Source organism: Bradyrhizobium sp. P5_C12, from assembly GCF_054049735.1.
In genome coordinates this window covers 37418-62314 of record NZ_JBFULU010000002.1, presented here as the reverse complement: position 1 = coordinate 62314, position 24897 = coordinate 37418, and the positions used below count along the sequence as shown (strand labels likewise).

General features: G+C 65.2%; 21 protein-coding genes. 12 read left to right on the top strand and 9 right to left on the bottom strand.

The window, feature by feature from the left end; all coding sequences use genetic code 11:
• The first annotated feature begins 10 nt into the window (after positions 1-10).
• Together ACXJMY_RS01890 and cydB are read left to right on the top strand one after the other, a co-directional pair.
• Positions 11-1420 carry a cytochrome ubiquinol oxidase subunit I gene (locus ACXJMY_RS01890; protein ID WP_456617619.1) on the top strand — a complete coding sequence of 470 codons (1410 nt, stop codon included), beginning with the start codon at positions 11-13 and terminating at the stop codon, positions 1418-1420.
• Positions 1421-1422: 2 nt separating this feature from the next.
• Positions 1423-2409, top strand: a complete 987-nt coding sequence (gene cydB / locus ACXJMY_RS01885) for a cytochrome d ubiquinol oxidase subunit II (RefSeq protein WP_456617618.1) — start codon at positions 1423-1425, stop codon at positions 2407-2409.
• Between the two features lie 78 nt (positions 2410-2487).
• Here cydB and ACXJMY_RS01880 read toward each other — a convergent pair whose 3' ends face one another.
• Positions 2488-3735: an oxalate decarboxylase family bicupin gene (locus ACXJMY_RS01880; protein WP_456617617.1), complete on the bottom strand. Its 1248-nt coding sequence runs from the start codon at positions 3733-3735 to the stop codon at positions 2488-2490.
• A gap of 247 nt (positions 3736-3982) precedes the next feature.
• Between ACXJMY_RS01880 and ACXJMY_RS01875 the strand changes: the two genes are divergently transcribed.
• On the top strand, positions 3983-6274 hold the full coding sequence (locus tag ACXJMY_RS01875) for an FdhF/YdeP family oxidoreductase (protein WP_456617616.1): 2292 nt from the start codon (positions 3983-3985) through the stop codon (positions 6272-6274).
• A 23-nt stretch (positions 6275-6297) separates the two neighbouring features.
• On the opposite strand, the gene ACXJMY_RS01870 is transcribed toward ACXJMY_RS01875, so the two are convergent.
• The 6 genes from ACXJMY_RS01870 to ACXJMY_RS01845 all read right to left on the bottom strand — a co-directional run bounded on the left by ACXJMY_RS01870 (position 6298) and on the right by ACXJMY_RS01845 (position 13937).
• Positions 6298-8025: an ATP-binding protein gene (locus ACXJMY_RS01870; RefSeq protein ID WP_456617615.1), complete on the bottom strand. Its 1728-nt coding sequence runs from the start codon at positions 8023-8025 to the stop codon at positions 6298-6300.
• 99 nt (positions 8026-8124) lie between these two features.
• Positions 8125-8541: a thioesterase family protein gene (locus ACXJMY_RS01865; RefSeq protein ID WP_456617614.1), complete on the bottom strand. Its 417-nt coding sequence runs from the start codon at positions 8539-8541 to the stop codon at positions 8125-8127.
• Entirely contained in the window at positions 8528-11671 is a 3144-nt protein-coding gene (locus tag ACXJMY_RS01860; RefSeq protein WP_456617613.1) for an efflux RND transporter permease subunit, read from the bottom strand. Before ACXJMY_RS01860 ends, ACXJMY_RS01865 begins: the two co-directional genes overlap by 14 nt.
• Positions 11668-12840, bottom strand: a complete 1173-nt coding sequence (locus ACXJMY_RS01855) for an efflux RND transporter periplasmic adaptor subunit (RefSeq protein WP_456617612.1) — start codon at positions 12838-12840, stop codon at positions 11668-11670. Before ACXJMY_RS01855 ends, ACXJMY_RS01860 begins: the two co-directional genes overlap by 4 nt.
• A gap of 17 nt (positions 12841-12857) precedes the next feature.
• Positions 12858-13397 carry a hypothetical protein gene (locus tag ACXJMY_RS01850; RefSeq protein ID WP_456617611.1) on the bottom strand — a complete coding sequence of 180 codons (540 nt, stop codon included), beginning with the start codon at positions 13395-13397 and terminating at the stop codon, positions 12858-12860.
• 198 nt (positions 13398-13595) lie between these two features.
• Complete coding sequence (locus ACXJMY_RS01845; RefSeq protein WP_456617610.1) at positions 13596-13937, bottom strand: hypothetical protein; 342 nt, start codon at positions 13935-13937, stop codon at positions 13596-13598.
• Between the two features lie 248 nt (positions 13938-14185).
• Here ACXJMY_RS01845 and ACXJMY_RS01840 point away from each other — a divergent pair, with 248 nt between their 5' ends.
• The 9 genes from ACXJMY_RS01840 (at position 14186) to ACXJMY_RS01800 (ending at position 22194) form a co-directional block, all read left to right on the top strand.
• Positions 14186-14971, top strand: a complete 786-nt coding sequence (locus ACXJMY_RS01840; protein ID WP_456617609.1) for an alpha/beta hydrolase — start codon at positions 14186-14188, stop codon at positions 14969-14971.
• A gap of 176 nt (positions 14972-15147) precedes the next feature.
• Positions 15148-16794: a malonate decarboxylase subunit alpha gene (gene mdcA / locus ACXJMY_RS01835; RefSeq protein ID WP_456617821.1), complete on the top strand. Its 1647-nt coding sequence runs from the start codon at positions 15148-15150 to the stop codon at positions 16792-16794.
• Between the two features lie 10 nt (positions 16795-16804).
• Positions 16805-17122 carry a malonate decarboxylase acyl carrier protein gene (gene mdcC / locus ACXJMY_RS01830; RefSeq protein WP_456617608.1) on the top strand — a complete coding sequence of 106 codons (318 nt, stop codon included), beginning with the start codon at positions 16805-16807 and terminating at the stop codon, positions 17120-17122.
• A complete protein-coding gene (locus ACXJMY_RS01825) occupies positions 17119-18057 on the top strand; it encodes a biotin-independent malonate decarboxylase subunit beta (RefSeq protein ID WP_456617607.1) in 939 nt (312 codons plus the stop codon). The genes mdcC and ACXJMY_RS01825 overlap by 4 nt, the downstream gene beginning before the upstream one ends.
• Positions 18044-18766 (top strand): biotin-independent malonate decarboxylase subunit gamma, encoded by a 723-nt coding sequence (mdcE, locus tag ACXJMY_RS01820; RefSeq protein ID WP_456617606.1) that lies wholly within the window; start codon positions 18044-18046, stop codon positions 18764-18766. Before ACXJMY_RS01825 ends, mdcE begins: the two co-directional genes overlap by 14 nt.
• Positions 18741-19421, top strand: a complete 681-nt coding sequence (gene mdcG, locus ACXJMY_RS01815; protein ID WP_456617605.1) for a malonate decarboxylase holo-[acyl-carrier-protein] synthase — start codon at positions 18741-18743, stop codon at positions 19419-19421. Before mdcE ends, mdcG begins: the two co-directional genes overlap by 26 nt.
• Positions 19418-20299: a triphosphoribosyl-dephospho-CoA synthase MdcB gene (mdcB, locus tag ACXJMY_RS01810; RefSeq protein WP_456617604.1), complete on the top strand. Its 882-nt coding sequence runs from the start codon at positions 19418-19420 to the stop codon at positions 20297-20299. The genes mdcG and mdcB overlap by 4 nt, the downstream gene beginning before the upstream one ends.
• Complete coding sequence (locus tag ACXJMY_RS01805) at positions 20296-21246, top strand: AEC family transporter (RefSeq protein ID WP_456617603.1); 951 nt, start codon at positions 20296-20298, stop codon at positions 21244-21246. Before mdcB ends, ACXJMY_RS01805 begins: the two co-directional genes overlap by 4 nt.
• 9 nt (positions 21247-21255) lie before the next feature.
• Complete coding sequence (locus tag ACXJMY_RS01800; RefSeq protein WP_456617602.1) at positions 21256-22194, top strand: acyltransferase domain-containing protein; 939 nt, start codon at positions 21256-21258, stop codon at positions 22192-22194.
• 178 nt (positions 22195-22372) lie between these two features.
• Here the strand turns inward: ACXJMY_RS01800 and ACXJMY_RS01795 are convergent, their stop codons facing one another.
• Both ACXJMY_RS01795 and ACXJMY_RS01790 read right to left on the bottom strand, forming a co-directional pair.
• Positions 22373-23419 carry a helix-turn-helix domain-containing protein gene (locus tag ACXJMY_RS01795; protein WP_456617820.1) on the bottom strand — a complete coding sequence of 349 codons (1047 nt, stop codon included), beginning with the start codon at positions 23417-23419 and terminating at the stop codon, positions 22373-22375.
• A gap of 262 nt (positions 23420-23681) precedes the next feature.
• Entirely contained in the window at positions 23682-24887 is a 1206-nt protein-coding gene (locus ACXJMY_RS01790) for a biotin/lipoyl-binding protein (protein WP_456617601.1), read from the bottom strand.
• Positions 24888-24897: the final 10 nt, after the last annotated feature.

The following is a 24897-nucleotide window of genomic DNA, read 5'->3' as shown; positions in this document are numbered from 1 at the left end:
GGGCTTTGCGATGGATCCGACGGCGCTGCTCCTCTCACGGCTGCAATTTGCCTTCACCATCTCGTTTCACATCATCTTCCCGGCATTCACGATCGGGCTTGCCGCCTGGCTCACCGTGCTCGAAGCGATGCACTTGTACAGCGGCAAGTCGGTCTACCGGACCCTGTTCGAGTTCTGGCTCAAGATCTTCGGCGTCGCCTTTGGCATGGGCGTGGTCTCGGGCGTCGTGATGGCATTCCAGTTCGGAACGAACTGGAGCGTGCTCTCGAAGATGTCAGGGCCGATCCAGGGGCCGCTGCTGTCCTACGAGACCTTCACCGCCTTCATGCTGGAAGCGAGCTTCTTCGGCATCCTCATCTTCGGGCGGACCCGGGTGCCGCCCTGGTTCTACCTGTTCTCCACAGCCATGGTGGCGCTCGGAACGACGCTTTCGGCGTTCTGGATCATGGTCAACAACAGCTGGATGCAGGTGCCGACCGGCTACGTCATGCAGAATGGTCAGTTCGTGCCCGACGACTGGGCGCAGATCATCTTCAACCGGGTGGTCTGGGTCCGGTTTCCGCACATGCTGCTCGCGTCCTACCTGACCGGCGCGTTCTGCGTGGCGGCAACTGGCGCGTGGTATCTGTTGCGGCGGACCTATCGTCCCGAGGCGCTCGTGATGCTGCACATGGGCCTTGCGCTCGCAGCGGTGCTGCTTCCGGTCCAGCTCTTCATCGGTCATCTCGTCGGCGACTATGTCCACGATTACCAGCCGGTCAAGTTCGCCGCGATCGAGGCTCGCTGGCATGACGAGCAGCCGGCCTCAGAGGTGCTGATCGGGATCCCCGATTCCGCCACCGAATCCAACAAATACGCCATATCGATTCCGGTTCTCGGGAGCATCATCGGGAGCATGAGTCTGACCTCGAAGGAGGTCGGTCTGACCAGCTTCGCGCCCGAGGACCGGCCGCCGGTGGTGATCCCGTTCTTCACCTTCCGCATCATGGTCGGTTGCGGGCTTGTGATGCTGGGGCTGGCGTGGCTCGGGACCTGGCTCGGCCTCAAGCGTCGCCTCGAGCGGAGCCGCCTGCTGCTTTGGGGTATCTTCCTCAGCTTTCCGTTGCCGTGGATCGCGATCCTCACCGGCTGGTACACCGCGGAAGTGGGCCGTCAGCCCTGGACCGTCTACGGGGTGCTGCGGACCGCCGATGCGGTAACGCCGTCCCTGACCGCGGCGGCCGCGACGGCTTCGCTGATCCTGTTCGTCGCGGTCTACGCCTTCATCTTCTCGTTCGGCACCTACTACATCTACCGGCTGCTGCGCGCCGGTCCGGCGGGGCTCGGCGGCAAGCCGCTGCACATCCCCGTGCCAAATCGGCCGATGTCGCTCGCCGACCGGGCGGCGGAGACGCGCAGCTTTATCAAGGCGGGAGAATAACCATGGTGATGTTCTGGGTTGCGCTCCTTGCCATCAGCATTCTGATCTACCTCCTCCTCGACGGGTTCGACCTCGGCGTCGGCATGCTGTTCGGCCTGGCCAACGGGAAGGCGAAGCGGGACGATATGCTGGGCACGATTGCTCCGGTCTGGGATGGCAATGAAACCTGGCTGATCGTCACGGGCGTGATCATGTGGGGCGCCTTTCCCGCGGTCTATGCCATGGTGATGCCGGCCTTCTATATCCCGGTCGTGGTGATGCTGCTCGGATTGATCCTGCGCGGCGTGGCATTCGAATTTCGCGGCAAGGCGCAGCGCTCGCGCTGGGTCTGGGACGTCAGCTTCTCGGCAGGCTCGTTGGCCGCGAGCTTCATGCAGGGGGCGATGGTCGGCGCCCTCGTCCAGGGACTTCAATTCTCGAACGGTGAATATACCGGCGGCACCTTCGGTTGGCTGACGGCCTTCTCCGTGCTGTGCGGGATCGGACTCTGCTTTGGTTACGCGCTGCTCGGCGCGTGTTGGCTGGTGAGGAAGTGCGAAGGCCCGGTTCGGGACGACGCGCGGCGTCAGATCCCGCCGCTGGCGGTCGGTGTCCTGGCATTCCTGGTCATCGTCTTCGTCTACGCGCTCGCCGAACATCTTCCGATTCTGCACCGCTGGATCGACCGTCCCTATCTGTTGGTGTTTCCACTGGTCGGCGCCGGCGCTGCGGCGATGCTCGCCAGGAGCATCCTGCGCCACGACGATTATTGGCCGTTTCACATGGTCTCGCTGATCTTCGTGTCGGCCTTCGGAACGCTGGCCCTGTCGTTCTGGCCCTACATGATCCCCTTCGTCGTCACGATCGAGCAGGCCGCGGCGCCCCATGCGAGTCTCGCCTTCATGTTCTGGGGCGCGGGCCTGTTCGTATTCCCGTTGATGCTGCTCTATGTCGCGGTCGGCTATCGCATCTTCCGTGGCAAGGCCGTCTCCGCGGCGGATCACTATTGAGGCCCGCACGACGCCGAAAATGCCGCAAGAAAGGAAAGGCGCCGTCTCCGGCGCCTTTCTCATTCGTGATCCCGTCGTTCAGGCCTTCGGCATGATGCCGGGGCTGTTGTCCGGCCACCGGGCGATCAGCTTCTCGTCGATGTTGAAGTGCTGGGCGACCAGTTTTGGCGGTGTATGCGTCAGCCAATCGGAGAGCGACACCTCCTCGTAGCGAGGCGCGCGGAACACGCCGACGAATTGCAGCTCGGTGTCGCCGACATTCTCGACATAATGGCCGAGATTGCGCGGGACATAACCGATGTCGCCGGCGGCAAAATTCGTCGTCAACGCGTTGGGACCGGTATTGAACACGGTCATCCGCGCCTTGCCCTTGATGTAGTACTGCCACTCGTCCGCGTTCGGATGCCAGTGCATCTCCCTGATGGCGCCTGGGGGCATCGTCACTAGTGCTGCCGCGACGGTGGTGGCTACCTTGAAGTTGGTGCTATCGGCGAGGCGGATGCTTCCGGCGGAACTTTCCTTGACCGGAGCCGAGCTGCCGAGCGAATGGACGAACGGGTAGGGTGGCGCTTCGGCATGCTTGGCGACCGCCGCACGATCTGCAGCAAGATCGCCGGGCAACGTGCCCTGGAAGATCCAGAGATCGTGAAGCGGAATCTTGGCGAAGGATTCGGCCGGGACCCCGAAGTTCTTGGCCAGTACCTCTGGAGGCGTGTGGGCGAGCCAATCCGTCACCAGGAGCGTGTTGAACTCGCTGGCGTGGCCGTCGTCGAAGCAGATCACGAATTCGCAGCCGTCGGGGCCAAGTCCTTGCAGCGAATGCGGCGCGCCTGCTGGAAAATACCAGAGGTCGCCGGGTTTGAGATCGGCGACATAGGGGCGGCCCTGGACATCGAGCACCGTGATGCGGCAGTTGCCGGATGTCATGATCGCCCATTCGGCCGCCTGATGCCAATGCAGCTCGCGGATGCCGCCCGCGGAAAGCCGCATGTTGACGCCGGATATTTCCTTTGAGATTGCGAAATCCTCGACCGTGACCTGCCGGGCCCAGCCGCCGTTCTGGATGCGCCTCGACGCATTGTTGAAGGAAGACCAGTTCAACGGCAGGCCGCCGACGTCGGTTGCCGGCGGCGTCTGCTCCGAGGGAAACTGCCTGGCGAGCGCCGGGTCTTGCGGACCGGGATCGGTCAGGCTTCCGGGTCCCTTGGCATTCACGGCGCCTTGCGGCGGCTCATCCGGATTGCCGAAGGTTGCTGCTTGTGCGCTGGAGCCGACCATGGCGGCACCAGCCGCCGACATGGCCAGCAAATCACGTCGTGAAAACATGTTGGTCGCTCCTGAAAAGTGTCGCGAGCCCAGTGTCGCGACGGGCTCCAAGCGTCCAGACTAGTTTCTGACGGCCGGCTCAGCTTCCGCGAACGGCGTTCCTTTTTCCGGAATGCACTGGCTGCTTCAGGCGCACGGTCCGGACCAAAGCTGTGCAATTGAGAAATTCGAGCTCTGATTTGAAAAGACGCTTCCATCGGGGCAGCCCTTAACTGGCGGGACGACTGCGATATTGAGAGATATTGAAATGACCAGGAAATCGGTGCGTCCCTACCGTGAACCGGCCGGCGGATGGGGCGCTCTCAAGGCGCTCAGCGAGGCCCTGCTGGTGCAGCGGATTCCGGTGAAGGGCGCGGCGACGCTGAGCCGCATGAATCAGCCGGAGGGCTTCGACTGCCCCGGCTGCGCCTGGCCTGATCCGAAACACACCTCTTCATTCGAGTTCTGCGAGAATGGCGGCAAGGCGATTGCCTGGGAAGCGACGTCCAAGCGCTGCGCGCCGGAGTTCTTCGCCGAGCACACCGTCACCGAGCTCGCGGGATGGGGCGACTATGATCTCGAGATGGTCGGACGTCTCACGCATCCGATGGCCTATGACGCTGCCTCCGACCGCTACCTCCCGGTGGAGTGGAGCGATGCCTTCGACATGATCGGTCGCCAGCTCAGGGCGCTGCCGGACCCGAACATGGCGGACTTCTACACGTCCGGGCGAACCTCGAACGAAGCCGCCTTCCTCTACCAGCTGTTCGTGCGCGAATACGGCACCAACAACTTTCCCGACTGTTCCAACATGTGCCATGAGGCGACCAGCGTCGGCCTGCCGCAATCGCTCGGCGTCGGCAAGGGCACCGTGCTGCTGGAGGATTTCGACAAGGCCGACTGCATTTTCATCTTCGGCCAGAATCCGGGCACCAACAGCCCGCGGATGATGACGAGCCTGCGCGACGCGGCCCGCCGCGGCGCCTCGATCATCTCGTTCAACCCGTTCCGCGAGCGGGCGCTGGAACGCTTCCAGGCGCCGCAGAGCCCGATCGAGATGATCACGCTGGGCTCGACGACGATCAGCTCGAAGCTGTTCCAGGTGCGGGTCGGCGGCGACGTCGCCGTCCTCAAGGGGATCATGAAGATCCTGGTGGAGGCGGACGAGGCGGCGCGGGCCGCCGAACAGCCCGAAATCCTCGACTGGGATTTCATTCAGGGGCACACCGTCGGCATCGAGGCGCTGATCGACGACCTCAAGCGCACGCCATGGCCGGCCATCGAACGCCAGTCCGGCCTGGCGCGCGAGGACATGGAATATGCGGCCGGCGCCTATATGAAGGCGGAACGCGCCATCCTTGTCTACGGCATGGGTATCACCCAGCACCAGCGCGGTGCGCATAACGTGCAGCAGATCGCCAACCTTGCGCTCCTGCGCGGCAATGTGGGACGTGACGGCGCCGGCGTCTGTCCGGTTCGCGGCCATTCCAACGTGCAGGGCGATCGGACCGTGGGAATCACGGAGATCCCCAAGGCGGATTTCCTCGAGCGCCTGGAGCACCGCTTCGGCTTCAAGCCGCCGGCCGCCCCGGGACATAACGTCGTGACCGGCTTGGAGGCGATGATCCGTGGCGAGGTCAAGGTGTTCTTCGCGATGGGCGGCAATTTTGCCGCGGCCATCCCGGACTGGCAGGCGACGCAGGCGGCGTTGCGCAAGCTCGATCTGACCGTCCACGTCTCGACCAAGCTCAACCGCAGCCATCTGATCCATGGCCGCGCCGCCCTGATCCTGCCGTGCCTCGGACGCACCGAGATCGACATCCAGGCCACCGGACCGCAGTCGATCACGGTCGAAGATTCGATGTCGATGGTCCATGCCTCGGGCGGCCGCAACAAGCCGGCATCGGAGCATCTCCTCAGCGAGGTGGCGATCGTCGCCGGCGTCGCCAAGGCGACGCTCGGTGAGCGCACGGTGGTCGACTGGGACGGCTTCGTCGCCGATTACGATCGCATCCGCGATGCGATCGAGGCCGTCTTTCCCATCTTCGAGAGCTACAATGCCCGCATCCGCATTCCCGGCGGCTTCCATCTCACCTCGACGGCGCGGGAGCGGATCTGGGAAACGCCGTCCGGCAAGGCCAACTTCCTGGTTTTCGAGGGGTGCGGCGAGGACCCGCCGCAGAGCGACCCCGATTTCCTGTGGCTCAGCACCATACGCAGCCACGACCAGTACAACACCACCCTGTACTCGCTGTCGGACCGCTATCGCGGCGTCTTCGGCCAGCGCGACGTGGTGTTCCTCAACGACTACGAGTTGAAGAAGCGCGGGCTCGCGGATGGCGATCGCGTCGACCTGGTGACCGAATCGACCGACGGCGCCGAGCGGATCGTGCGCAACTTCCGCGTGGTGGCCTATTCCTTCCCGACCGGCTGCTGTGCCGCCTACTATCCGGAAACCAATCCGCTGGTGCCGCTCTACGCCCGCGATCCCATCAGCTTCACGCCGTCATTCAAGGGCATCCCGATCCGCCTCGTGCGCTCGACCGCCCAGGCAGAATAGCGGCAGCAGGGCGAACGTTGCGGTCATGCATCGGCGCGGAGATCGGGGCGCGACGACGGCGCCGGCGCGGAGATCGGCAGCGTGAACCAGAAGCGGGCGCCGCCACCCGCGCTATTGCCCTCGGCCGCGATCCGGCCTCCATGCGCTTCGATGATCGACCGGCAGATCGGCAGGCCCATGCCCATGCCGCTGTCCTTGGTCGTGAAAAAGCTTTCGAAGAGCCGCCCGACATGTTCGTCGGCGATGCCGGGGCCGTTGTCCTCCACGGCGCAGCACAATGTGGTCGCATCCCGCCCGGCCGTGCTGATGACGATCCTGCGATCGTCTTGTCCCGCCTGCGTCATGGCCTGCACGGCGTTGATGGCCAGATTGACGATCACCTGCTGAAGCTGGGTCCGGTCACCGAGCACCGGCAGCGCCGTCCGATCGGGGCGGTGCAGGATCGTTACGCCGCGGGATTCCATCTCGTGCCGAAGGAAGAGCAGCGCCTCGTGAATGACATCGTCAAGCGACAATAGGGCGCGCTCGGGCGCCTTGCGCGAAGCCATCCCGTGAACGCGCGCCACGATGTTCGCGGCCCGCTTCGTATCGGCAACCATGTTCTCGATTGCGCTGCGGACCTCGGCCACCTCGGGGGTGGGCCTGTTCAGCCATCGCAGCGCGGCGGCTCCGTGGGTCGCGAGGGCCGCCAGGGGCTGGTTGACTTCGTGCGCGATGGACGCGGTGAGCTCTCCGAGCACCGAGACGCGCGCCGCATGCGCGAACTCCGCCTGCACCTGCCGAAGTCTCTCCTGGACACGAATGCGTTGCGAGATGTCGATCGTGGCGACCAGGCTTATTTCCAGATCATTGATCGGACCGACGCGAGCCGTGGTGAAGAGAACGTCGACGACGCGGCCGTCCCACGTCACCATCTTGGTCTCTTCCTCGAAGTTCGTTTCGCCGCGGTAGCGGGACTCCATGGCTCGCCGGAACGTATCCGGACGCACCTTCCAGGTGTCGGCCATGGAACGTCCGGCATAGCCGCCGACGCCTCCTCCTCCGAACATCTGAATGGCCCGTTCGTTGGCCTCCTGGAACGCGAGCGCATCCATGCAGGTCCGGAGGAAATCGGGATGGCTGTCGAAATAGCTGCCGAGATCGGTGACCCCTTCGGCGCGCAATTTTCGGAACAGCGCCACCAGCCTGCTGCCGTCGAGCTGCCGCAGTGCGATCGGCATGCGGCTGAACAGATGGCGATAGCGCTGCTCGCTTCGTTCCAGTTCGGCGTGGGCCTTCTTCTGGGCGGTGATATCCATGACCGCGCCGATGAACTCGAACTGGCCCCGACCGTCGCTCATTCCGCGAGCGACGACGCGGATATGCTTGATCGACCCGTCGCTCATGACCAGGCGCTGTTCGAGGGAGATATCCTTCCGGTCTTTCACGGCACGGTCGATTGCTGCGCGAACGGACTCGAGGTCGTCGGGATGCGTGCGCTTCAGGACGAAGTCGAGCGACGGTCGCGATGTCGGTGCGAGATCGAAGATTCTGAACGTTTCATCCGACCAGAAGAGCTCTCCGGTCTCGACATTCCAGCCGAAGCTGCCGGTTTGACTGAGCTTCTGCGCTTCAGCGAGATAAGCGGCCTGGCTTTGCCGCGACGCTCCTTCATTGCGCCGCGCGACCTTCACGGTCCAGTTTTGAAGAACACGGCGCCACCATCGCTGTGGCTGTACGGAATCAGAGCCATCCAGGCGTTCGAGCGTCATGCGAGAGGTCTACCGCGCCGCTGAAAAACGGTCTTTTGCGTTTTCGCAGGCGCTTTGCCAAAACGCACGATGCCGCGATCGGGCTCGGTGCTTTTGGCCTTAGACCATCGCGGCCGCGGATCTCGTCACGCCGAATCGCTTCTCGAACTCGACGACGTTGACAACGCCGCGCCGGTGGGTGCCGTCGCCGATCTTGCGGTCGCCGTCCCAGGCCTCGACCTCGAAGACAATGCTCTTGGCCTCGATCGCGACGACCCGCGCGACCGCGCGCACCCTGCGGCCGACCGGTGTTGCCGCCAGATGGCGGATGTTGACCGTCATCCCGACGCTGACATGGCCCGCAGGCAGCCAAGGCTGCACCGCCGATCCCGCGGCCATCTCCATGTGCAGGATCATCATCGGCGTGCCGTAGACGGACGGCATTCCCGGCACCACATGGCCGACCGTCATCTCGGGCGTGACGGTGACCAGCTCCTCGGCCGTCATGCCGGCGGTCACCTTGTCAAGCGGACTCATGGCTCAATCCCGTATCTGCTTCGGTCGCGGAGGGTTGGGCCGTCTCGGCCACGTGCGGCTTGCGTCTGGTGAACCAATTGCCCAGCCGGTCGAGATAGAGATAGACCACGGGTGTGGTGTAGAGCGTCAGGATCTGCGACAGCATCAAGCCGCCGACGATCGTGTAGCCGAGCGGTTGGCGCAGTTCCGCGCCGGTGCCGTTGCCGAGCATCAGGGGCACACCGCCGAGCAGCGCGGCCATTGTCGTCATCAGGATTGGGCGGAAGCGGAGCGTGCAGGCCTGGTAGATCGCTTCCTCGGGGCTGAGCCCATGGTTGCGCTCCACCTCGAGGGCGAAGTCGACCAGCATGATGCCGTTCTTCTTGACGATGCCGATCAGCAGGATGATGCCGATGATGGCGATGACGCTGAGATCCATGTGGACTGCCAGCAGCAGCAGCAGCGCGCCGATGCCGGCGGAAGGCAGCGTCGACAGGATCGTGATCGGATGGATCAGGCTCTCATAGAGGACGCCGAGGATGATGTAGATCACGATCAGCGCCGCCCCGATCAGCAACGGCGTGCCGGACAGAGACGACTGGAAGGCCTGCGCGTTGCCCTGGAACGAGGTCGACAGCGAGGTGGGCTTGCCGGTGTCCTTCTCGATCTTCTGGACCGCCGTCACCGCATCGCCCAGCGCGACGCCGGGCCGCAGGTTGAACGAGATCGTGACGGAGGGAAACAGGCCCTGGTGATTGATCAGAATCGGCGCCGGCATGATGACAGTGTGGACCAGCGTGCTCAGGGGGACCTGCTGGCCGGTGGCCGAGTTCAGGTAGATATCCTTGAGCGCTTCGGGGCCGTACTGGAAGCGCGGGTCGACTTCCATCACGACGTGGTACTGGTTCAGCGAGGTGAACATGGTGGAGACGATGCGCTGACCGAACGCGTCGTCGAGGGTGTTGTCGATCGTCGTGGGCAGGATTCCGAAGCTCGAGGCGACTTCGCGATTGACGGTGACCTGCAGCCTCGGGCCGGCATTGGCCTGGTCGCTGGCGACGTCGGCGACGATGTCGAGCGCGCGGATCTTGTCCAGGAAGATCGCCGACCAGTGGGTGAGTTCGTTGGAATCGGCGTCCGTCAGCGTGTACTGATACTGCGTCTTCGACAGCCGTGCGCCGATCGTGATGTCCTGGGCCGACTGCATGTAAAGCTTGATGCCCTGGATATGGGCGAGCTGGGGTTCCAGCCGCGCGATCACCTGGTCGGCGCTTGCCTTGCGTTCGGGCTTCGGCTTCAGGACGATGAAGATGCGCCCCTGGTTGAGGGTCGCGGTCGGGCCGCCCGGACCGATATAGCTCGCCACCGACTGGATCGCCGGATCCTTTAACAGGATGTCGACGACCGCCTGCTGGCGTTCGGACATGGCGGGGAAGGAGATGTCCTGGGCGGCCTCGGTGATGCCGACGATCTGTCCGGTGTCCTGTTGCGGGAAGAATCCCTTCGGGATGATCACGTAGAGATAGCCGGTCAGCGCGATGGTCGAGAGCATCACGAGCAGCGTCACGAAGCGGTGGCGCAGCACGACCCGCAGGCCGCGCGCGTACAGCGCAAGCAGGCCATCGAAGCCGCGCTCGAACAGGAGATAGAGCCGGCCGTGCTTCCTGCGCGATTCGTCCTTCAGGAGGCGGGCGCACATCATCGGCGTCAAGGTGAGCGAGATCACCAGCGACAGCAGCAGCGAGGCGGTGATCGTGACGGCGAATTCCTGGAACAGCTTGCCGACGTAGCCGCCCATCAGGAACAGCGGGATGAACACGGCGATCAGCGACAGGGTGATGGAGACGATCGTGAAGCCGATCTCGCTGGAGCCCTTGAGCGCAGCCTCCATGGGCGTCATGCCCTGCTCGAGATGGCGCACGATGTTCTCGATGACCACCACGGCATCGTCGACCACGAATCCCACCGCGATCGACAGGGCCATCAGCGAGAGGTTGTCGAGGCTGTAGCCGAGCACGTAGAGCACCGCGAAGGTGCCGACCAGTGCCAGCGGAACCGTGATCGCCGGGATGATGGTGGCCCAGAAATTCCTCAGGAACAGGAATATGACCATCACCACCAATGCGACCGTCAGCATCAGCGTGAACTGAACGTCGGCGACCGCGGCGCGAATGGTGGCGGTACGGTCGGCGGCGATCGTCACCTTGATCGCCGGCGGAACGGAGGCCTGCAGCTGCGGCAGCAGCTTCTTGATGCGATCGACGGTTTCGATGACGTTGGCGCCGGGGACGCGCTGGACGGCGAGGATGACGGCGGGGTCCTTGCCGTACCAGCCGGCCAGCAGGTCGTTTTCGGGCCCCTCGATCGCCGAGCCGATGTCGCGCAGCCGCACCGGCGAGCCGTTGCGATAGGCGATGATGAGGGCTTCATAGGCGGCGGGCTTCAGCAACTGGTCGTTGGTATTGAGCGTATAAGTGACGCGCGGGCTGTTGAGCGTGCCCTTGGGCAGGTCGACATTGGCGCCGGCGATCACGGTGCGGACGTCTTCGAGGCCGATGCCGCGGGCGGCAAGCGCCTGCGGATTGACGCGGATGCGGATCGCGGGCTTCTGCTGGCCGCCGATACCGACGAGGCCCACGCCCGGCACCTGGGAAATCTTGGGCAGCAGGATGTTTTCCGCGTAGGCATCGACCGTCGTCTGCGGCATCGACTCCGACGTCAGCGCGATCAGCATGATCGGCGTTTCCGCCGGATTCACCTTCCTGATCGTCGGCGGGTAGGGGATGTTCTGCGGCAGGTACGGGCTCGCGGCATTGATCGCTGAGAGCACGTCGACCGCCGCGCTGTCCACCGTGCGCGACAGCTCGAACTGCACCGTGAGCTGGGCGACGCCGAGTGCGCTGGACGAGGTGAGCTGCGTGACGCCGGGGATCTGGCTGAGCTGCTGCTCGAGTGGCGTGGCGACTGACGAGGCGATGGTTCCGGGGTCGGCGCCGGGCAGTTGCGCCGAGATCTGGATCGTCGGGTAGTTGACGTTCGGCAGCGCGCCGACCGGCAACAGGGGATAGGCCGCGATGCCGCACAGCAGCAGGCCCGCCATCAGCAGAGCGGTTGCAATCGGCCGCAGGATGAAGGGCGCGGACAGGTTCATGGGAGCGCGTCCTGCACCGAGCTTTGCAGGTCGGCTTCGCGCGCGGCCTTGCCGTGCAGCTCCCGAACGCGGCTTCCTTCCGTCAGTCGATACTGGCCGTCGATCACGACGACGTCGCCTGATTTCAGTCCCTGGTCGATCAGGGCCTGGCCATCGCTGATCTGGGCGACGTGAACGGGACGCAAGGACGCGGTCTGGTCAGCGGACACGACATAGACGTAGCTGCCGTTCGGACCCTGCTGTACCGCCGAGCCGGCGACCGTCAGCGCATCCTTCCGTGTCTCCAGCAGCAGGCGCGCGTTCACCAATTGACCCGGCCACAGCCGGTGCTCATGGTTTGGGAATTCCGCCTTGAGCTGGACAGTGCCGGTCGTTCCCGCGATCTCGTTGTTGACCAGCAGCAGCGTGCCCTCGTCGAGCTTCACCTTGTTGTCCTGGCTGTAGGCGATGACCTTCAGCGTTCCCTTCGCAGACCGCTCCTGAATCACGGGCAGATCCGTCTGGGGCAGGGTGAAGAGCAGCGAGATCGGTTCGATCTGGGTGACGACGACGAGACCGTTCGGATCGGTCGGATGGATCACGTTGCCGACATCGATCTGGCGGACGCCGGTGATGCCGGGAATGGGCGAGGTAAGGCGCGTGTAGCTGAGCTGGACGTTGGCCTCATCGATCTGCGCCTGGTCCGACTTCACGGCAGCCTTGAGCTGCGCCACCTGCGCCGTCTGGGTCTCGATCAATTGTGGGGTCGCATATCCCTTGTCGCCGAGTTGATTGTAGCGGGAGAGATTGGCCTCGGCGTTCACCAGCTGCGCCTGGTCTCTGTCGCGATTGGCCGTCAACTGCTCGATCTGGGCCTGATAGGGACGTGGATCGATCTGGGCGAGCAGATCGCCGACCTTGACGGTTTGTCCCTCGGTGAAGGTGATCTTGACGATCTGGCCTTGAATCTGGCTGCGCACGATATCGGTGTTGTAGGCGATCACCGTGCCGATGCCGCGCAGGAAGATCGGGACGTCCTTGCCCGTGACGGTGGCGGCGACCACCGGCACGGCGGAGGGCACGGGCGCGGCTGCGATGGCCGGCTTCCGGTCGGTGCCGAAGAACCAGAAGCCCGCTCCGGCCAGGATCACAGCGAGAACGACGAGCGCGATGGTGAGGTTTCGTTTCACGGTGATCATCCTCGATGTCAGGGATTGCCGGGGCTGACGATGGAAGTCGCGCTGTCCGAGGGAATCTGGCCGGGGACCGGCACGGTCGGGCTGATGCCGGCGCCGCCGAGCTCGGTGGCTCCCAGCGGAATCCCGACGCGTCCGACCGTCGACGACGAGGGCAGGGAAGACGGAGCCGTCGTGCTGCCGGCGCACGCGATCGATGAACCACCGGAAAGCCCGCCACCGTCGAACAAGGCTCCCGGCGACGCCGTATTGCCGGATCCGGCGCAGCCCGCCAGGCCTTGCGAGGGATTGATCGGTGAGATGCCCGGCGTCGTGATCTCGGTCGAGCCCAGCGGAATGCCCACAGGCTGCGTGGATTGCGGGTTGAGCGGCGACGTCGCGAGCATGCCGGCGGGAGGTTGCGCTCCCGGCACCGTCGTCTGGGCGATCGCCGCAGCCGAGGTCAGGCACAGAACGCCGATCGCCAGCGTTGCCCGCGGATGCATCAAGGTGAACCGACGCGATCCCGATCGCCTTGCGCTGCCGTCGTTCGACGAGTGCTGTTTCCGCATGGAAGAATGCTCCGGCTGAATGCTATCGAACAATAGGAAGGTGCAGCAGCATGGGTATTTCCAGAATGCACGTCATGCTCCCCGGCAGCACGAAGATCGGTCGCTGCGCGCGCTGCAGCCGTTTTCGTGCAGCTGCGCTGCCGTATCGCCTCGCGAGCAATGGCGACCGGTCCTGGTTTCGATCGTGAACCTGCCTCACTATCGCAGAATGGCGCGGGCGCGGGTGAGTTCCCGGCGGCACGTGGCGATGTCGCCGATGTGATCGGCGGCGCGGGCGCGCCCGAGCGAATTGAGCGCATCCGTGTAATCGACACCGTTGCTCCCCTCGGCTTCGGCGATCGAGCGGGGCGTGGGTTGATGATTGCGCAGCGCGCTGAGACTCTCCGGCTTCCAGCCGTGGGAGCCAGCGTCTCGTTCGATGGCCTGATCCAGCTGGCGCTGAGTGTGCGCGATCGCGTCCGAGCAAGTGCGTGCATGAGCCGGCGATGCTGCGCACAGCAGGGTGAAGAGCGCGATGCGGAAGGTTGCGTTGGATGTCATTGTCCGATCCCATGCGTGGAAAGTCGAGCGGCGTCGGCGACGACGTCTTGAATGACAGAACGAGTGCCGGTCGTCTTTCGCGTATGAACGCAGATGTCGTCGGGCACGCGGCGCGGTCGCGTGCCGAGGAGCCGTTCTCGCGGTCGAAATTTGCGACGTGCGAAGTGGCAAGGACAGTTGTTTGGGGAAATACGCGAGCGCAACCCTCGAACTAGTGTCGCAGCATTCCAACCCGGAGTGATCCCGACATGAAACATCTCAACGCCTGCCTCGCCTTCGCTGCCGCCCTTTCGGTATTCTCGACCGTCGCTCCGGCGCGCGCGGAACCGCCCAAGAACATCGTGCTGGTGCACGGCGCCTGGGTCGATGCGTCCGGCTGGAAGCCGGTCTATGAGATCCTGGTCAAGGACGGCTTCCGCGTCAGCATGCTGCAGGAGCCCGAGACGTCGTTTGGCGATGATGTCACGGCGGCGAAGCGGCTGCTCGATCTCCAGGATGGCCCGACGCTTCTGGTCGGCCACAGCTACGGCGGCTCGATCATCACCGAGGCGGGTGTTCATCCCAATGTCGTCGGCCTGGTCTACGTCGCTGCGCATGCGCCCGACGTCGGAGAGGACGAAGGGACGCTGGGCAAGAAGACGCCGAGCGTGCTTGCAAAGACCGAAGGCGCCATCAAGGTCACGCCCGACAAGTTCACCTATCTCGATCCCGTGCAATTCCCCAAGCTGTTCGCGCCCGATCTGCCGCGTGAGCAGGCGGAGTTCGAATCACGCTCCCAGGTTCTGGCCGCGACGCAAGTGTTCAACACGCCGCTGACGGCGGCTGCGTGGAAGACCAAGCCGAGCTGGGGCATCGTTGCCGGCAACGACCAGATCATCAATCCGGACCTCGAGCGCTGGTATTACGAGCGCGCCAAGAGCCAGACCACCGTGATCCCGGGCGCCAGCCACTCGGTCTATGAGTCGCATCCGAAGGAAGTGGCGGCGATCATCGCCCGCGCCGCGCGCAGCATCGGGCAACCGGCCACGCGTTGAAGCGGCTTTTTGCCGGTCCTGACGCACGGCCGGCGGAAGGAGGGGCGGCGGGAGAGACAGCACTCCCGCCGGCCTGACCATCCCATCCGGAAAATTCCATGAGCGTGATCGAGACCACCAGCACCATCCTGGACTCGGGCGCGACCACGGCGAAGCGCGCCCGAGGAGCCGACATCATGACGAGCTGGCAGAACAACCGCGCCGCGCGCGACGCCCGCATTGCGGCCGGGGCCGGACTTGCCCGCGGCAAGGTCGTTGAGGCGCGCGATGCGACGCGCTTGCTGGAGGCAGTGGTCCGGCCCGGCGATCGGGTCTGCCTCGAAGGCGACAACCAGAAGCAGGCCGATCTGCTCAGCCGCGCGCTGCTGGCGGTGGATCTCGCCAAGGTCAACGATCTGCACATGGTGCAGTCGGGCGTCGTTCTCCCCGAACATCTGGACCTGTTCGACCGCGGGGTAGCCAAGAGGCTGGACTATGCCTATTCCGGGCCGCAATCGGCGCGCATCGCGCGCATGCTGTTCGGCGGCAAGATCGAGTTGGGAGCGATTCACACCTATCTCGAATTGTTCGCCCGCTATTTCATCGACCTGACGCCGCACGTCGCGCTGATCGCCGCCGTCAGCGCCGACCGCGACGGCAATCTCTACACCGGCCCGAACACCGAGGACACGCCCACCGTGGTGGAGGCGACGGCGTTCAAGGACGGCGTCGTGATCGCCCAGGTCAACGACATCGTCGAGACGGTTCCGCGGGTCGATATCCCGGCGGACCGTGTCCACTTCATCGTCAAGGCCGACAAGCCGTTCTTCGTCGAGCCGCTGTTCACGCGCGATCCCGCCGCGATCACCGAGGGCCAGATCCTGACCGCGATGCTCGCGATCAAGGGCATCTACGCGCCCTATGGCGTGCAGCGGCTCAATCACGGCATCGGCTTCAGCACGGCCGCGATCGAGCTTCTGCTGCCGACATTCGGCGAGAGGCTGGGGCTGAAGGGCAGGATCGCAACCCAGTTCGCATTGAACCCGCATCCCGCGCTGATTCCCGCGATCGAATCCGGTTGGGTCCGGCAGATCCACTCCTTCGGCTCGGAGGTCGGCATGGACGAGTACATCCGCGCCCGGTCCGACGTCTACTTCACCGGCCCCGACGGCTCGCTGCGCTCGAACCGCGCCTTCTGCCAGACCGCCGGGCTCTATGCCTGCGACATGTTCATCGGCTCCACGCTGCAGATCGATCTCCAGGGAAATTCGTCGACCATCACCACCTCGCGCATTGCCGGGTTCGGCGGCGCGCCGAACATGGGGGCGGATGCGCGCGGGCGGCGTCACCCGAGCGAACCCTGGCTGAAGGCCGGGGCCGAGGCCGATCCCGACGGCTCGGCGCTGCTGCGCCGCGGCCGCAAGCTGGTCGTGCAGATAGGCGAGACCTTCGGCGACAAGAACGTGTCGCTGTTCGTCGAGAAGCTCGATGCGATCGAGCTCGCGGAGAAGCTGAAGCTCGATCTCGCACCCATCATGATCTATGGCGACGACGTCACGCACATCGTCACCGAGGAGGGCGTGGCCAACCTGCTGCTGTGCCGCACAGCGCAAGAGCGTGAGCAGGCGATCCGCGGCGTGGCCGGCTACACCGAGGTGGGCCGCGGGCGGGATCGCAACATGGTCGCAGCCCTGCGCGAGCGCGGCGTGATCCGTCGCCCGGAGGATCTCGGCATCAATCCGCTCGATGCGGACCGCAGCCTGCTGGCGGCGCGCTCGATCAAGGATCTCGTGCGCTGGTCGGGCGGGCTTTACGCACCGCCGTCAAAATTCAGGAATTGGTGAGGGACTGACCATGGAAGATCTCAACTTTCAACACCAGGTTCGCGCGCGTGCCGGCGGCACCAGGAAAAGCGCGATTGTCGGCGTGGTCGCCTCCGGGAACCTGGAAGTGCTGGTCGAGCGCAGCTTGGCGGATGCGGAATGCGCCGTCGACATCAAGACCGCGGCCGTGGGCTTCGGCGAGGTCTGGAGCGCCGTGATCGGAGATTTCGTCGAGCGCTATTCGCCCGGGGGGCTGAAGTTTTCCATCAATGATGGAGGCGCGCGTCCCGATACGGTGTCGCTGCGGCTGGCGCAGGCGGTCCGATTGATCGCGGAGAACGGCCAATGACCGCCCCGCTCAAGAACGTCACCCCGGCCGAACGCGCCCGCAGCACCAGCTTCAACGAAGCGTCGGCGCGCACGCGGCTGGAGCTGTTGCTCGACGCCGGCAGCTTCGTCGAGTTCATCGGGCCGGAACAGCGCGAGGTCAGCCCGCATCTGAAGATATTCGACCTCCCCGAGCAGTTCGATGACGGCATCGTCGTCGGTCATGGCCGCCTCGGCGGCTCGTCGGTGTTCGTCGCCGCTCAGGAGGGCCGCTTCATGGGCGGCGCGTTTGGCGAGGTGCACGGCGCCAAGCTGACGGGGCTGCTTCGCGCAGCGCGCCAGATCGGCTCGATCCCCGTCCTGATCCTGTTCGACACCGGCGGCGTCCGGTTGCAGGAAGCCAATGCCGGCGAACTCGCCATCGCCGAGATCATGCGTGCGGTGATGGAAGCGCGCACCGCCGGCGTGAAGGTCATCGGCCTGATCGGCGGGCGCTCCGGCTGCTATGGCGGCGGCGGCCTGATCGCGGGCTGTTGCTCCGCGCTCGCCGTGTCGGAGCCCGGGCGCATCGCGGTATCGGGCCCCGAGGTCATCGAGACCAACCGCGGCGTCGAGGAGTTCGATTCCCGCGATCGCGCCCTGATCTGGCGCACCATGGGCGGCAAGCACCGCCGGCTCCTCGGCGCCGCCGACGTCTTCGCCGACGACACCGTGCAGGATTTTCGCGAGGCCGCGCGCGATTTGCTCGGCCTGGTCGGCCCTTTCAGCCTCGACAGGCTGAAGGCCGAGCAGGAGCGGCTTGCCGGCAGGTTACGCCGCTTCGGCGCCTGCGCGGATGCCGTCGACATCTGGACGGCGGAGGGCATCGCGCATGCGGACACCGTTCCGGAGCTGCCCGCCGACCAGTTCATTGCGCTCGCCAACAGGATCGGGGAGACCAGCCGTGACGCTCGATGACATTCTCGCCTCGCTGTTTCCGGACGGCCATGAGGTCAGCAACGACAAGGGCATCATTGCCGGATCGGCGACGCTGCGATCCCATGGCAGAATTCTCGTCATCGGCGTTGCCGATCGGACCGCGCTCGGCGTCGACGAAGCGATCAGGCTCTCCGGACATGTGCTGGACTCGATCGGCCGCGGCAGCGGGCCGATCCTGGTCCTCGTCGACAGCGACAGCCAGCGCATGAGCAAGCGTGACGAACTGCTCGGGCTGAACGAATTCCTGGCGCATCTGGCGAAGGCGCTGATCTACGCGGACATGAATGGCCGTCCGACCATCGGTCTGCTGTACGGCCATTCCGCCGCCGGTGCCCTGCTTGCGACGGGCCTTGCAACCCGCGTGCTGGTCGGATTACCCGGCGCCGATCCCGCGGTGATGGATCTGCCGTCGATGGCGAAGGTCACCAAGCTGTCGGTCGAGGCACTCCAGGAGAAGGCGAAATCGACGCCGGTGTTCGCGCCGGGCTTGTCGAACCTCGCGCGGATGGGCGCCGTTCACATGACATGGCGCAATGACGCCTCGCTCGCCGACCAGATGGCGGCGCTAATGGCTGACATGCCCGCCGTGCAGGACCGGCGGGATGCGCTCGGCAGGGAACGTGGTGGCCGGATCAAGGCTGCCGATATCGCGGAGCGGGTTCGTGACCTGGCCCTGCAAACCCGGTGAGCGGCCGCCCGGCCGCCACGACCTCGTCTTTGTCAGCCCGGAGGGCTGGCGCGCGCTGCTCGAGATGCGCGGCGATCTCGCCGCCGATCCCCTGGTCGGGTGTTGGCCCGTCATGGGATGGCCGACGATCAGGCGGCGCGCGCTGCCAGGCGAGGCGACCGGCCTCGCTTTGGGCCTGCCGCTGCCGCCCTCTGCCGGCAAGAAGCGGCTCTCCCTTCTCGCTGATGTCGGCCATGTCGTTTCGGTTGCGAGACCGCCCTCGCTGCGGGAGGTGCGTGCCTCGGCGCCGCGTCACTGGAGGCTGACGCTCGATCGACTCGACGAGCTTGCACTCCGGCATGCGGTGGATGTGCGGATATTCGGCAGCCTCGCCTGGCAGTCGCTGACCGGGCTCGATTACGTGACCGACCGCTCCGATCTCGACGTCCTGCTCGAATTCCACCGCGAAACGGATCTGGATGATCTCGCGGCCGATGTGGCCGCGATCGAAACCGCAGCGCCGATGCGGCTCGATGGCGAGCTGATGCGCGCGGATGGTGCGGCGGTGAACTGGCGCGAATTCCACGGCGGTGCGAGCGAGCTCCTGGTCAAGACCATCGGCAGCGTGGCCGTGCTCGACAGGGATCGATTCATTTCGGGAGCGACGGGATCATGATCACCGCGGCCGCACGCGGGGCTGAACCGCTCGTTTCGTACCGGACGCGAAGGGTCGCCGATACCGCAGCCATCGGCGACGTCGCCGCCGATTGCCTCGTCATGGAGCTGGAAACCTGGCCGAAGCCGGGGCTCGTGAGCCATGTCGACAATGGCAGTCACGACGACATGGATGCCGGCATGTTTCGCCGCAGCGCTGCGGCCATCAGGCCTTACTTTCAACGGCTCGCCGACGCGGGCGCGCTTGGTTGCGGCATGGGACGGCTGAGGATCATCGGCCTGGAGGCCGAACGTGCGATGCTCGCGGCGACCTCCGGCATCAACACCCATCGCGGCGCGATCTTCGGGCTCGGGCTGTTGTGCGCGGCGGCGGGTGCGAGGGCCGGCGGGCTCGCCGATCCCGGGCTGCCGCTCGGCGATGTCGTGGCACGCGTCTGGGGCGGCAGCATACTCGACGGTCCGGTGCTGCTGCACAGCCATGGCAGCACCGCGCGCCGCCGCTATCACGCGGGCGGCGCCCGTCTCGAGGCCGCGACCGGGTTTCCCAGCGTCTACCGGATCGGCCTGCCTGCCTTGCGCAGGACGACGCCGGCCGTGCCCGCGGAAGCGGAAGCCGCCCGGGTCGAGGCGTGCTTTGCCCTGATCGCGTCCGTTGAGGACACAAATCTCCTGCATCGCGGCGGGCTCGACGGCCTTCGCTTTGCCCATCGCGCCGCGCGTCACTTCATCGACGCCGGCGGGGTGTGTGCGGCCGGCTGGCGTGCGCGCGCGCAATCGGTCCATGAAAGCTTCGTCGCCCGGCGTCTCAGCCCGGGCGGATCGGCCGACCTGCTTGCGATGACGCTGTTCGTCGACGCCCATGAGAGGCCCGGCTCATGACGTCGAACGTCATATTAATGGCGCTGGTGCCGGTCTTCTTCGTCCTGCTGCTCGGGTTCGTTGCAGGCAAGGCCCGCATCGTCGACAACGATCACGTCGAAGGTCTCAATGCGCTCGTGATGGATTTCGCCTTGCCGGCCTCGCTGTTCGCTGCGACCGCATCGGCCCCGCGCGACCGGATCACCGACCAGGTCCCGGTCTTCCTGGTGTTCGGCCTGACGATGCTGATCATCTATCTCGCCTGGTACTGGTTCGAGCGCAGCTTCTTTGCGGTGACGAGGTCCGATGCAGCGGTGCAGGCTCTGACGGTCGGTTTCCCGAATCTTGCCGGCGTCGGTCTGCCGATCCTGTCGACCGTGCTGGGGCCGGCCGGAGTCGTCCCGGTCGCCGTCGCGCTGGCAACCGGCTCTATCCTCGTCAGCCCTCTGACCCTCGTGATCGCCGAGATGAGCGCCAGCAAGAGCCGCGGCGCCGACACGCCGACGCCGCCGGTTCTGACGGCAGTCCGGCGCGCGTTCGCCAAGCCGGTGGTGTGGGCGCCCGCGCTCGGCGTCATGCTTTCACTGTCTGATCTGAATCTCGATCCGCTTGTTCATGCCTGCCTCGTCCTGATCGGAAACGCGGCCGCAGGCGTTGCCCTATTCCTGACCGGTCTCGTTCTGTCGGCCCAATCGCTCCGGCTCGATTGGCGTGTCGTTGCCGCAACGGGAGCTGCGGACATCTTGCGTCCGTTGCTGGCCGTCGCGATCGTCTACGTCTTTCACCTCGGTCCTGACGTTGCGAAAACGGCAATTCTGCTTGCGGCATTGCCGTCGGGCTTTTTCGGCATTCTGTTTGCGGTCAACTACAAGCTGGATTCCGCGACGGTGGGGTCGATGGTCATCGCCAGCACCGGATTCAGCGTCGTGACCCTTGCAATTGCGATCGCAGTGCTCTTTCCCCATTAGGCCGCGACCATGACACTTGCGATCCTGTGCTCGGGACAAGGCAGACAGCATCGGGACATGTTCGCCCTCACGGGCAACGCACCGGAAGCCGCGGACTTGTTTGCGCATGCGACAACCCTGCTGGGCGGCAGGGATCCACGCGATTTCGTACGCAGCGAACCCATCGAGGCTCTGCATCACAACCGGGCCGGCCAGATTCTGTGCACCTTGCAGGCGCTGGCCGCCGCGGCCGCGCTGGGAAATGCGATGCCTCGCGGCGCCATCTTTGCCGGCTACAGCATCGGTGAGCTCGCAGCCTGGGGCGCGGGCGGCCTGCTCGATGCGTCCGTTACGCTCGACCTTGCGGCGCGCCGGGCGGAAGCCATGGATGCGGCCACGCACGCCGGTGACGGGCTGATCTTCGTCCGCGGTCTTTCGCGAGAGGAAGTCGGTCGCCTTTGCGAGCGTCATGGCGCAGCGATCGCCATCGTCAATCCCGGCGATGCCTTTGTCATCGGCGGCGGCCGCGAGGCGCTGGGCAGGCTTGCCAAAGACGCGCGGGCGATGCACGCCGCAAGGATCGTCGCGTTGCCGGTTGAGGTCGCCTCCCACACCAAACGGCTCGCCGCGGCGTCTGCCGTCTTTCGTGAGACCTTGCGCCTGGCATCGGTGGTATTCCCGCCGAGGAGCGGAGCGCGCATTCTGAGCGGGATCGATGCCGCTCCGGTCGTCTCGCTCGAAACCGGCCTCGACAAGCTCGCCGCGCAAATATCGCAAACCGTGCAATGGGCAGATTGCCTGCAAGCCTGCGTCGAAGCGGGGGCGACGGGGTTTCTCGAACTCGGGCCGGGACATGCGCTCAGCGGCATGGCCGTGGAAATCGGGAGCGGACTTCCGGCGCGCTCGCTGGATGATTTCAGGAGTCTTCAGGGCGTGCGGGCCTGGCTTGTGCGTCATCTGAACGGCTAGACGCGGAGTGGAGCCGGTCCGATCCCGGACAGATCGCGCGCGACGCGGTCAAAAAAAGGGCCGTCCTTGGGGGGAGGACGGCCCTCAAATGCTCGGATGCCAGGGAGGGGCACGAGCCGTGACTTGGGGTCTCAGTCACTAACATCTGCAGCATCGCCGATCCGGCGGGCAAAGTATTTCAAGTCCCCAGGTTGTTTCTCAGTTCGCATGATTCACGCAGGTCCGCCGGCAGGACGCGAGACATTGCCTGGCGTGCCGGAACCGGATCGACGCCAGCGAGCCTGGACGACGCCAGCGCGTTCCGGCTGGCGCATCGCCAACGTGCCGGCGTGTCGCCCACAATCCGTTTGAAAACGGTCGAGAAATGCGCCTGCGTGCAGAAGCCGACCGTCAGCGCCACTTCGGCCAACGACGTCTCGGTATGCGACAACAGCGATTTCGCATGCTCGATGCGCTGGTGCAGCAGGTACTCGCGCGGCCGGTATCCGGTCGCGGCGCGAAACTGCGCCGCAAAGTGCATGCGGGACAATCCCGCGGCGCCGGCAAGATCGGACAGGCTGATGCAGTGGTCGAAGTGCGCTTTGACATATTCTTCGACGCGGCGAAGACGCCATTTCGGCAGGGCGTTGACTTTCGTGCGCGGCAGTTCGCGCCGGGCCACATGCATCGCCAGCGTCCGGGCGATGCAGCGCGCGAATTCCTGATCGGCCGAGTGGCCGTGTTCGGTCAGCGCCCTGGCGAGCTGCTCGGCCAACGGATCGCGCAACAGCACGAGATCGTTCAGAGCCCTGGGCGTGAGCGGCCTCGTTCCCGGCGGCGAGGATGAAAGGCAATTGGCGGAGACGTGGAAGTGCAGGAAGTCGCACGGCGCCTGGAATTGCGCGCTGAGCTGCTGGCAGGGCGAGCCGACATACAGCGTCCCCGCCGGCATGATGCCGTCAAAGATGGCCTGATTGCCTCTGGTCAGCTTGAGACGGGTCGTCTTCAAGGCAATCGAGAAGAAATATCGGCCGGGAGGCGTTGTCGCTTCGTCGTGCCTTACGGCTGTTTGCGCATAGGTCCAGCGCGAGATTGTGATCTCCTCGGACGTCGTGCCCACGCGTTGCCTGGGCTGTCGCCACTTCCGCTCGTGGAAAAATGTGGACGTCCCCTGCGGGGGATCTGGTTCGCCGTGGCTGGGTTGATACGTTGACCGAGCTCCGGCCGCTTGCATATCGGTGAGCATCATTCGTTCCCTGTCTTAGGTCCTGCTGCCGAGCCGCCGAATGCAACAGTGGATGCCACCACGATAGGTCTGATCCCGCCCCAAAGCTCGTGATCGATCCTTAAGGACTGTGAGATTTTGCAAACGCGAAGGAAGCGACCGTATGTCGCGATGAAATCAATTAGATCAAGCGGCCAAAGGGCTTGGCCGCTGATCCGGATGTTGCACGACGCGATGTGATGACAGCCGCCGGGATGGGTGGAGCGACCCTGGCGAGATCGATTCAGGGAAGACGCGGAGAAGCGTCGATACCGGGGGCGAGGCCCGGAGCGACTTTCTCGGCCGGAGGAACTGAGGGTTCCCGCGCGTAGGGAATCGCTTCCACCTCCGGGAGCTGTTGCGATGTGCTCTGCAAGCAGTTCGGACGGGGTGGGCGTCCTTTGCCGAACCAGTCGGATACGGGATCCACGAGGCTTGCGCGGAGCTGGTCGAACCAGGTTTGGCGGCCAACCGCGGCAGGCTGCCGAATGGTCACTGTCGCTGTCATGCCGGAAACGAGCGGCACGTCCGGCGGCACCGTGTCGATGGCGACGCGAACCGGCACGCGCTGCGCAAGCCGCACCCAGGTGTAGATGGGATCGACGTTGGGTAAGCCTTGTGTGCCGGCCGCGGCGTTCGACACGCTGATGCCGCGAGTCACGGTCTTCACATGTCCCAGAATGGGTCTGGAGTAGCCGACCAGCTGTGCCTCTGCGCGATCGCCCACGCAGACGCGGGCCATCTTGGTCTCTTCGAAATAGCCGTCGATCCAGAAACTGTTGGAATCGATGACGGAGACGTTGCTGACGCCGGTGACGGCATAGTCGCCGACGCGCAGCAGGAGGTTGGTGACGTAGCCGTCGACGGGGCTCGTCACATTGGTACGCTTCAGGTTCAATTCGGCCTGTGCGAGCTGATGGGCCGCAGCCTCGTAGGCGGCCTTGGCCTGCGTGGCATTGCCGGCGAAGATCTGCTGTTCCTCGGGTGTCGCTGCAAGATCGGACAGATGCTGGCGCCGGTCGAACTCGGCCTGCTTCACCTCCAGGTCCGCCGCCCGCTGGTCGACGACGGCCTTGCCGACGCGGACGGCCACCTCGAAGTCGAAGGGATCGATGACGTAGAGCACATCGCCCTTGTGGACGAACTGGTTGTCGGCCACCCGCAGTTCCACGATCTTGCCCGGAACTTGCGGCGCGACATTGGCGACCTGCACGCGCACGCTGCCATTCCGCGTCCAGGGCGCGGTGACGTAATGCTGCCACGTCGCAACCGATATCAGGACGGCGACCAGCGCGATGGCGAGGGTCGCGAGATGCCTGCCGGCGCCAGCCATGAACCGCCCGATAGCCTCGCGTCGCGACGCGGTTGAGGGCGTCGCCTGCCAGGGAGCTTTGTCGTCGGCGCCGCGATTGCTGGTGTCACGCGCCACGGGTTCTTCGAGGCCAGCCATGACTCGTCTC

Excerpts from the sequence above, each read along its gene's own strand:
- ACXJMY_RS01890 (WP_456617619.1), top strand. The coding sequence starts at position 11 with ATGGATCCGACGGCGCTGCTCCTCTCACGGCTGCAATTTGCCTTCACC.
- mdcA (WP_456617821.1), top strand. The coding sequence starts at position 15,148 with ATGACGAGCTGGCAGAACAACCGCGCCGCGCGCGACGCCCGCATTGCG.
- mdcC (WP_456617608.1), top strand. The coding sequence starts at position 16,805 with ATGGAAGATCTCAACTTTCAACACCAGGTTCGCGCGCGTGCCGGCGGC.
- ACXJMY_RS01865 (WP_456617614.1), bottom strand. The coding sequence starts at position 8,541 with ATGAGTCCGCTTGACAAGGTGACCGCCGGCATGACGGCCGAGGAGCTG.
- mdcB (WP_456617604.1), top strand. The coding sequence starts at position 19,418 with ATGATCACCGCGGCCGCACGCGGGGCTGAACCGCTCGTTTCGTACCGG.
- ACXJMY_RS01795 (WP_456617820.1), bottom strand. The coding sequence starts at position 23,419 with ATGCTCACCGATATGCAAGCGGCCGGAGCTCGGTCAACGTATCAACCC.
- ACXJMY_RS01850 (WP_456617611.1), bottom strand. The coding sequence starts at position 13,397 with ATGCGGAAACAGCACTCGTCGAACGACGGCAGCGCAAGGCGATCGGGA.
- ACXJMY_RS01860 (WP_456617613.1), bottom strand. The coding sequence starts at position 11,671 with ATGAACCTGTCCGCGCCCTTCATCCTGCGGCCGATTGCAACCGCTCTG.
- cydB (WP_456617618.1), top strand. The coding sequence starts at position 1,423 with ATGGTGATGTTCTGGGTTGCGCTCCTTGCCATCAGCATTCTGATCTAC.
- ACXJMY_RS01870 (WP_456617615.1), bottom strand. The coding sequence starts at position 8,025 with ATGACGCTCGAACGCCTGGATGGCTCTGATTCCGTACAGCCACAGCGA.
- ACXJMY_RS01845 (WP_456617610.1), bottom strand. The coding sequence starts at position 13,937 with ATGACATCCAACGCAACCTTCCGCATCGCGCTCTTCACCCTGCTGTGC.
- ACXJMY_RS01880 (WP_456617617.1), bottom strand. The coding sequence starts at position 3,735 with ATGTTTTCACGACGTGATTTGCTGGCCATGTCGGCGGCTGGTGCCGCC.
- ACXJMY_RS01875 (WP_456617616.1), top strand. The coding sequence starts at position 3,983 with ATGACCAGGAAATCGGTGCGTCCCTACCGTGAACCGGCCGGCGGATGG.
- ACXJMY_RS01840 (WP_456617609.1), top strand. The coding sequence starts at position 14,186 with ATGAAACATCTCAACGCCTGCCTCGCCTTCGCTGCCGCCCTTTCGGTA.
- ACXJMY_RS01790 (WP_456617601.1), bottom strand. The coding sequence starts at position 24,887 with ATGGCTGGCCTCGAAGAACCCGTGGCGCGTGACACCAGCAATCGCGGC.
- ACXJMY_RS01805 (WP_456617603.1), top strand. The coding sequence starts at position 20,296 with ATGACGTCGAACGTCATATTAATGGCGCTGGTGCCGGTCTTCTTCGTC.
- ACXJMY_RS01800 (WP_456617602.1), top strand. The coding sequence starts at position 21,256 with ATGACACTTGCGATCCTGTGCTCGGGACAAGGCAGACAGCATCGGGAC.
- ACXJMY_RS01825 (WP_456617607.1), top strand. The coding sequence starts at position 17,119 with ATGACCGCCCCGCTCAAGAACGTCACCCCGGCCGAACGCGCCCGCAGC.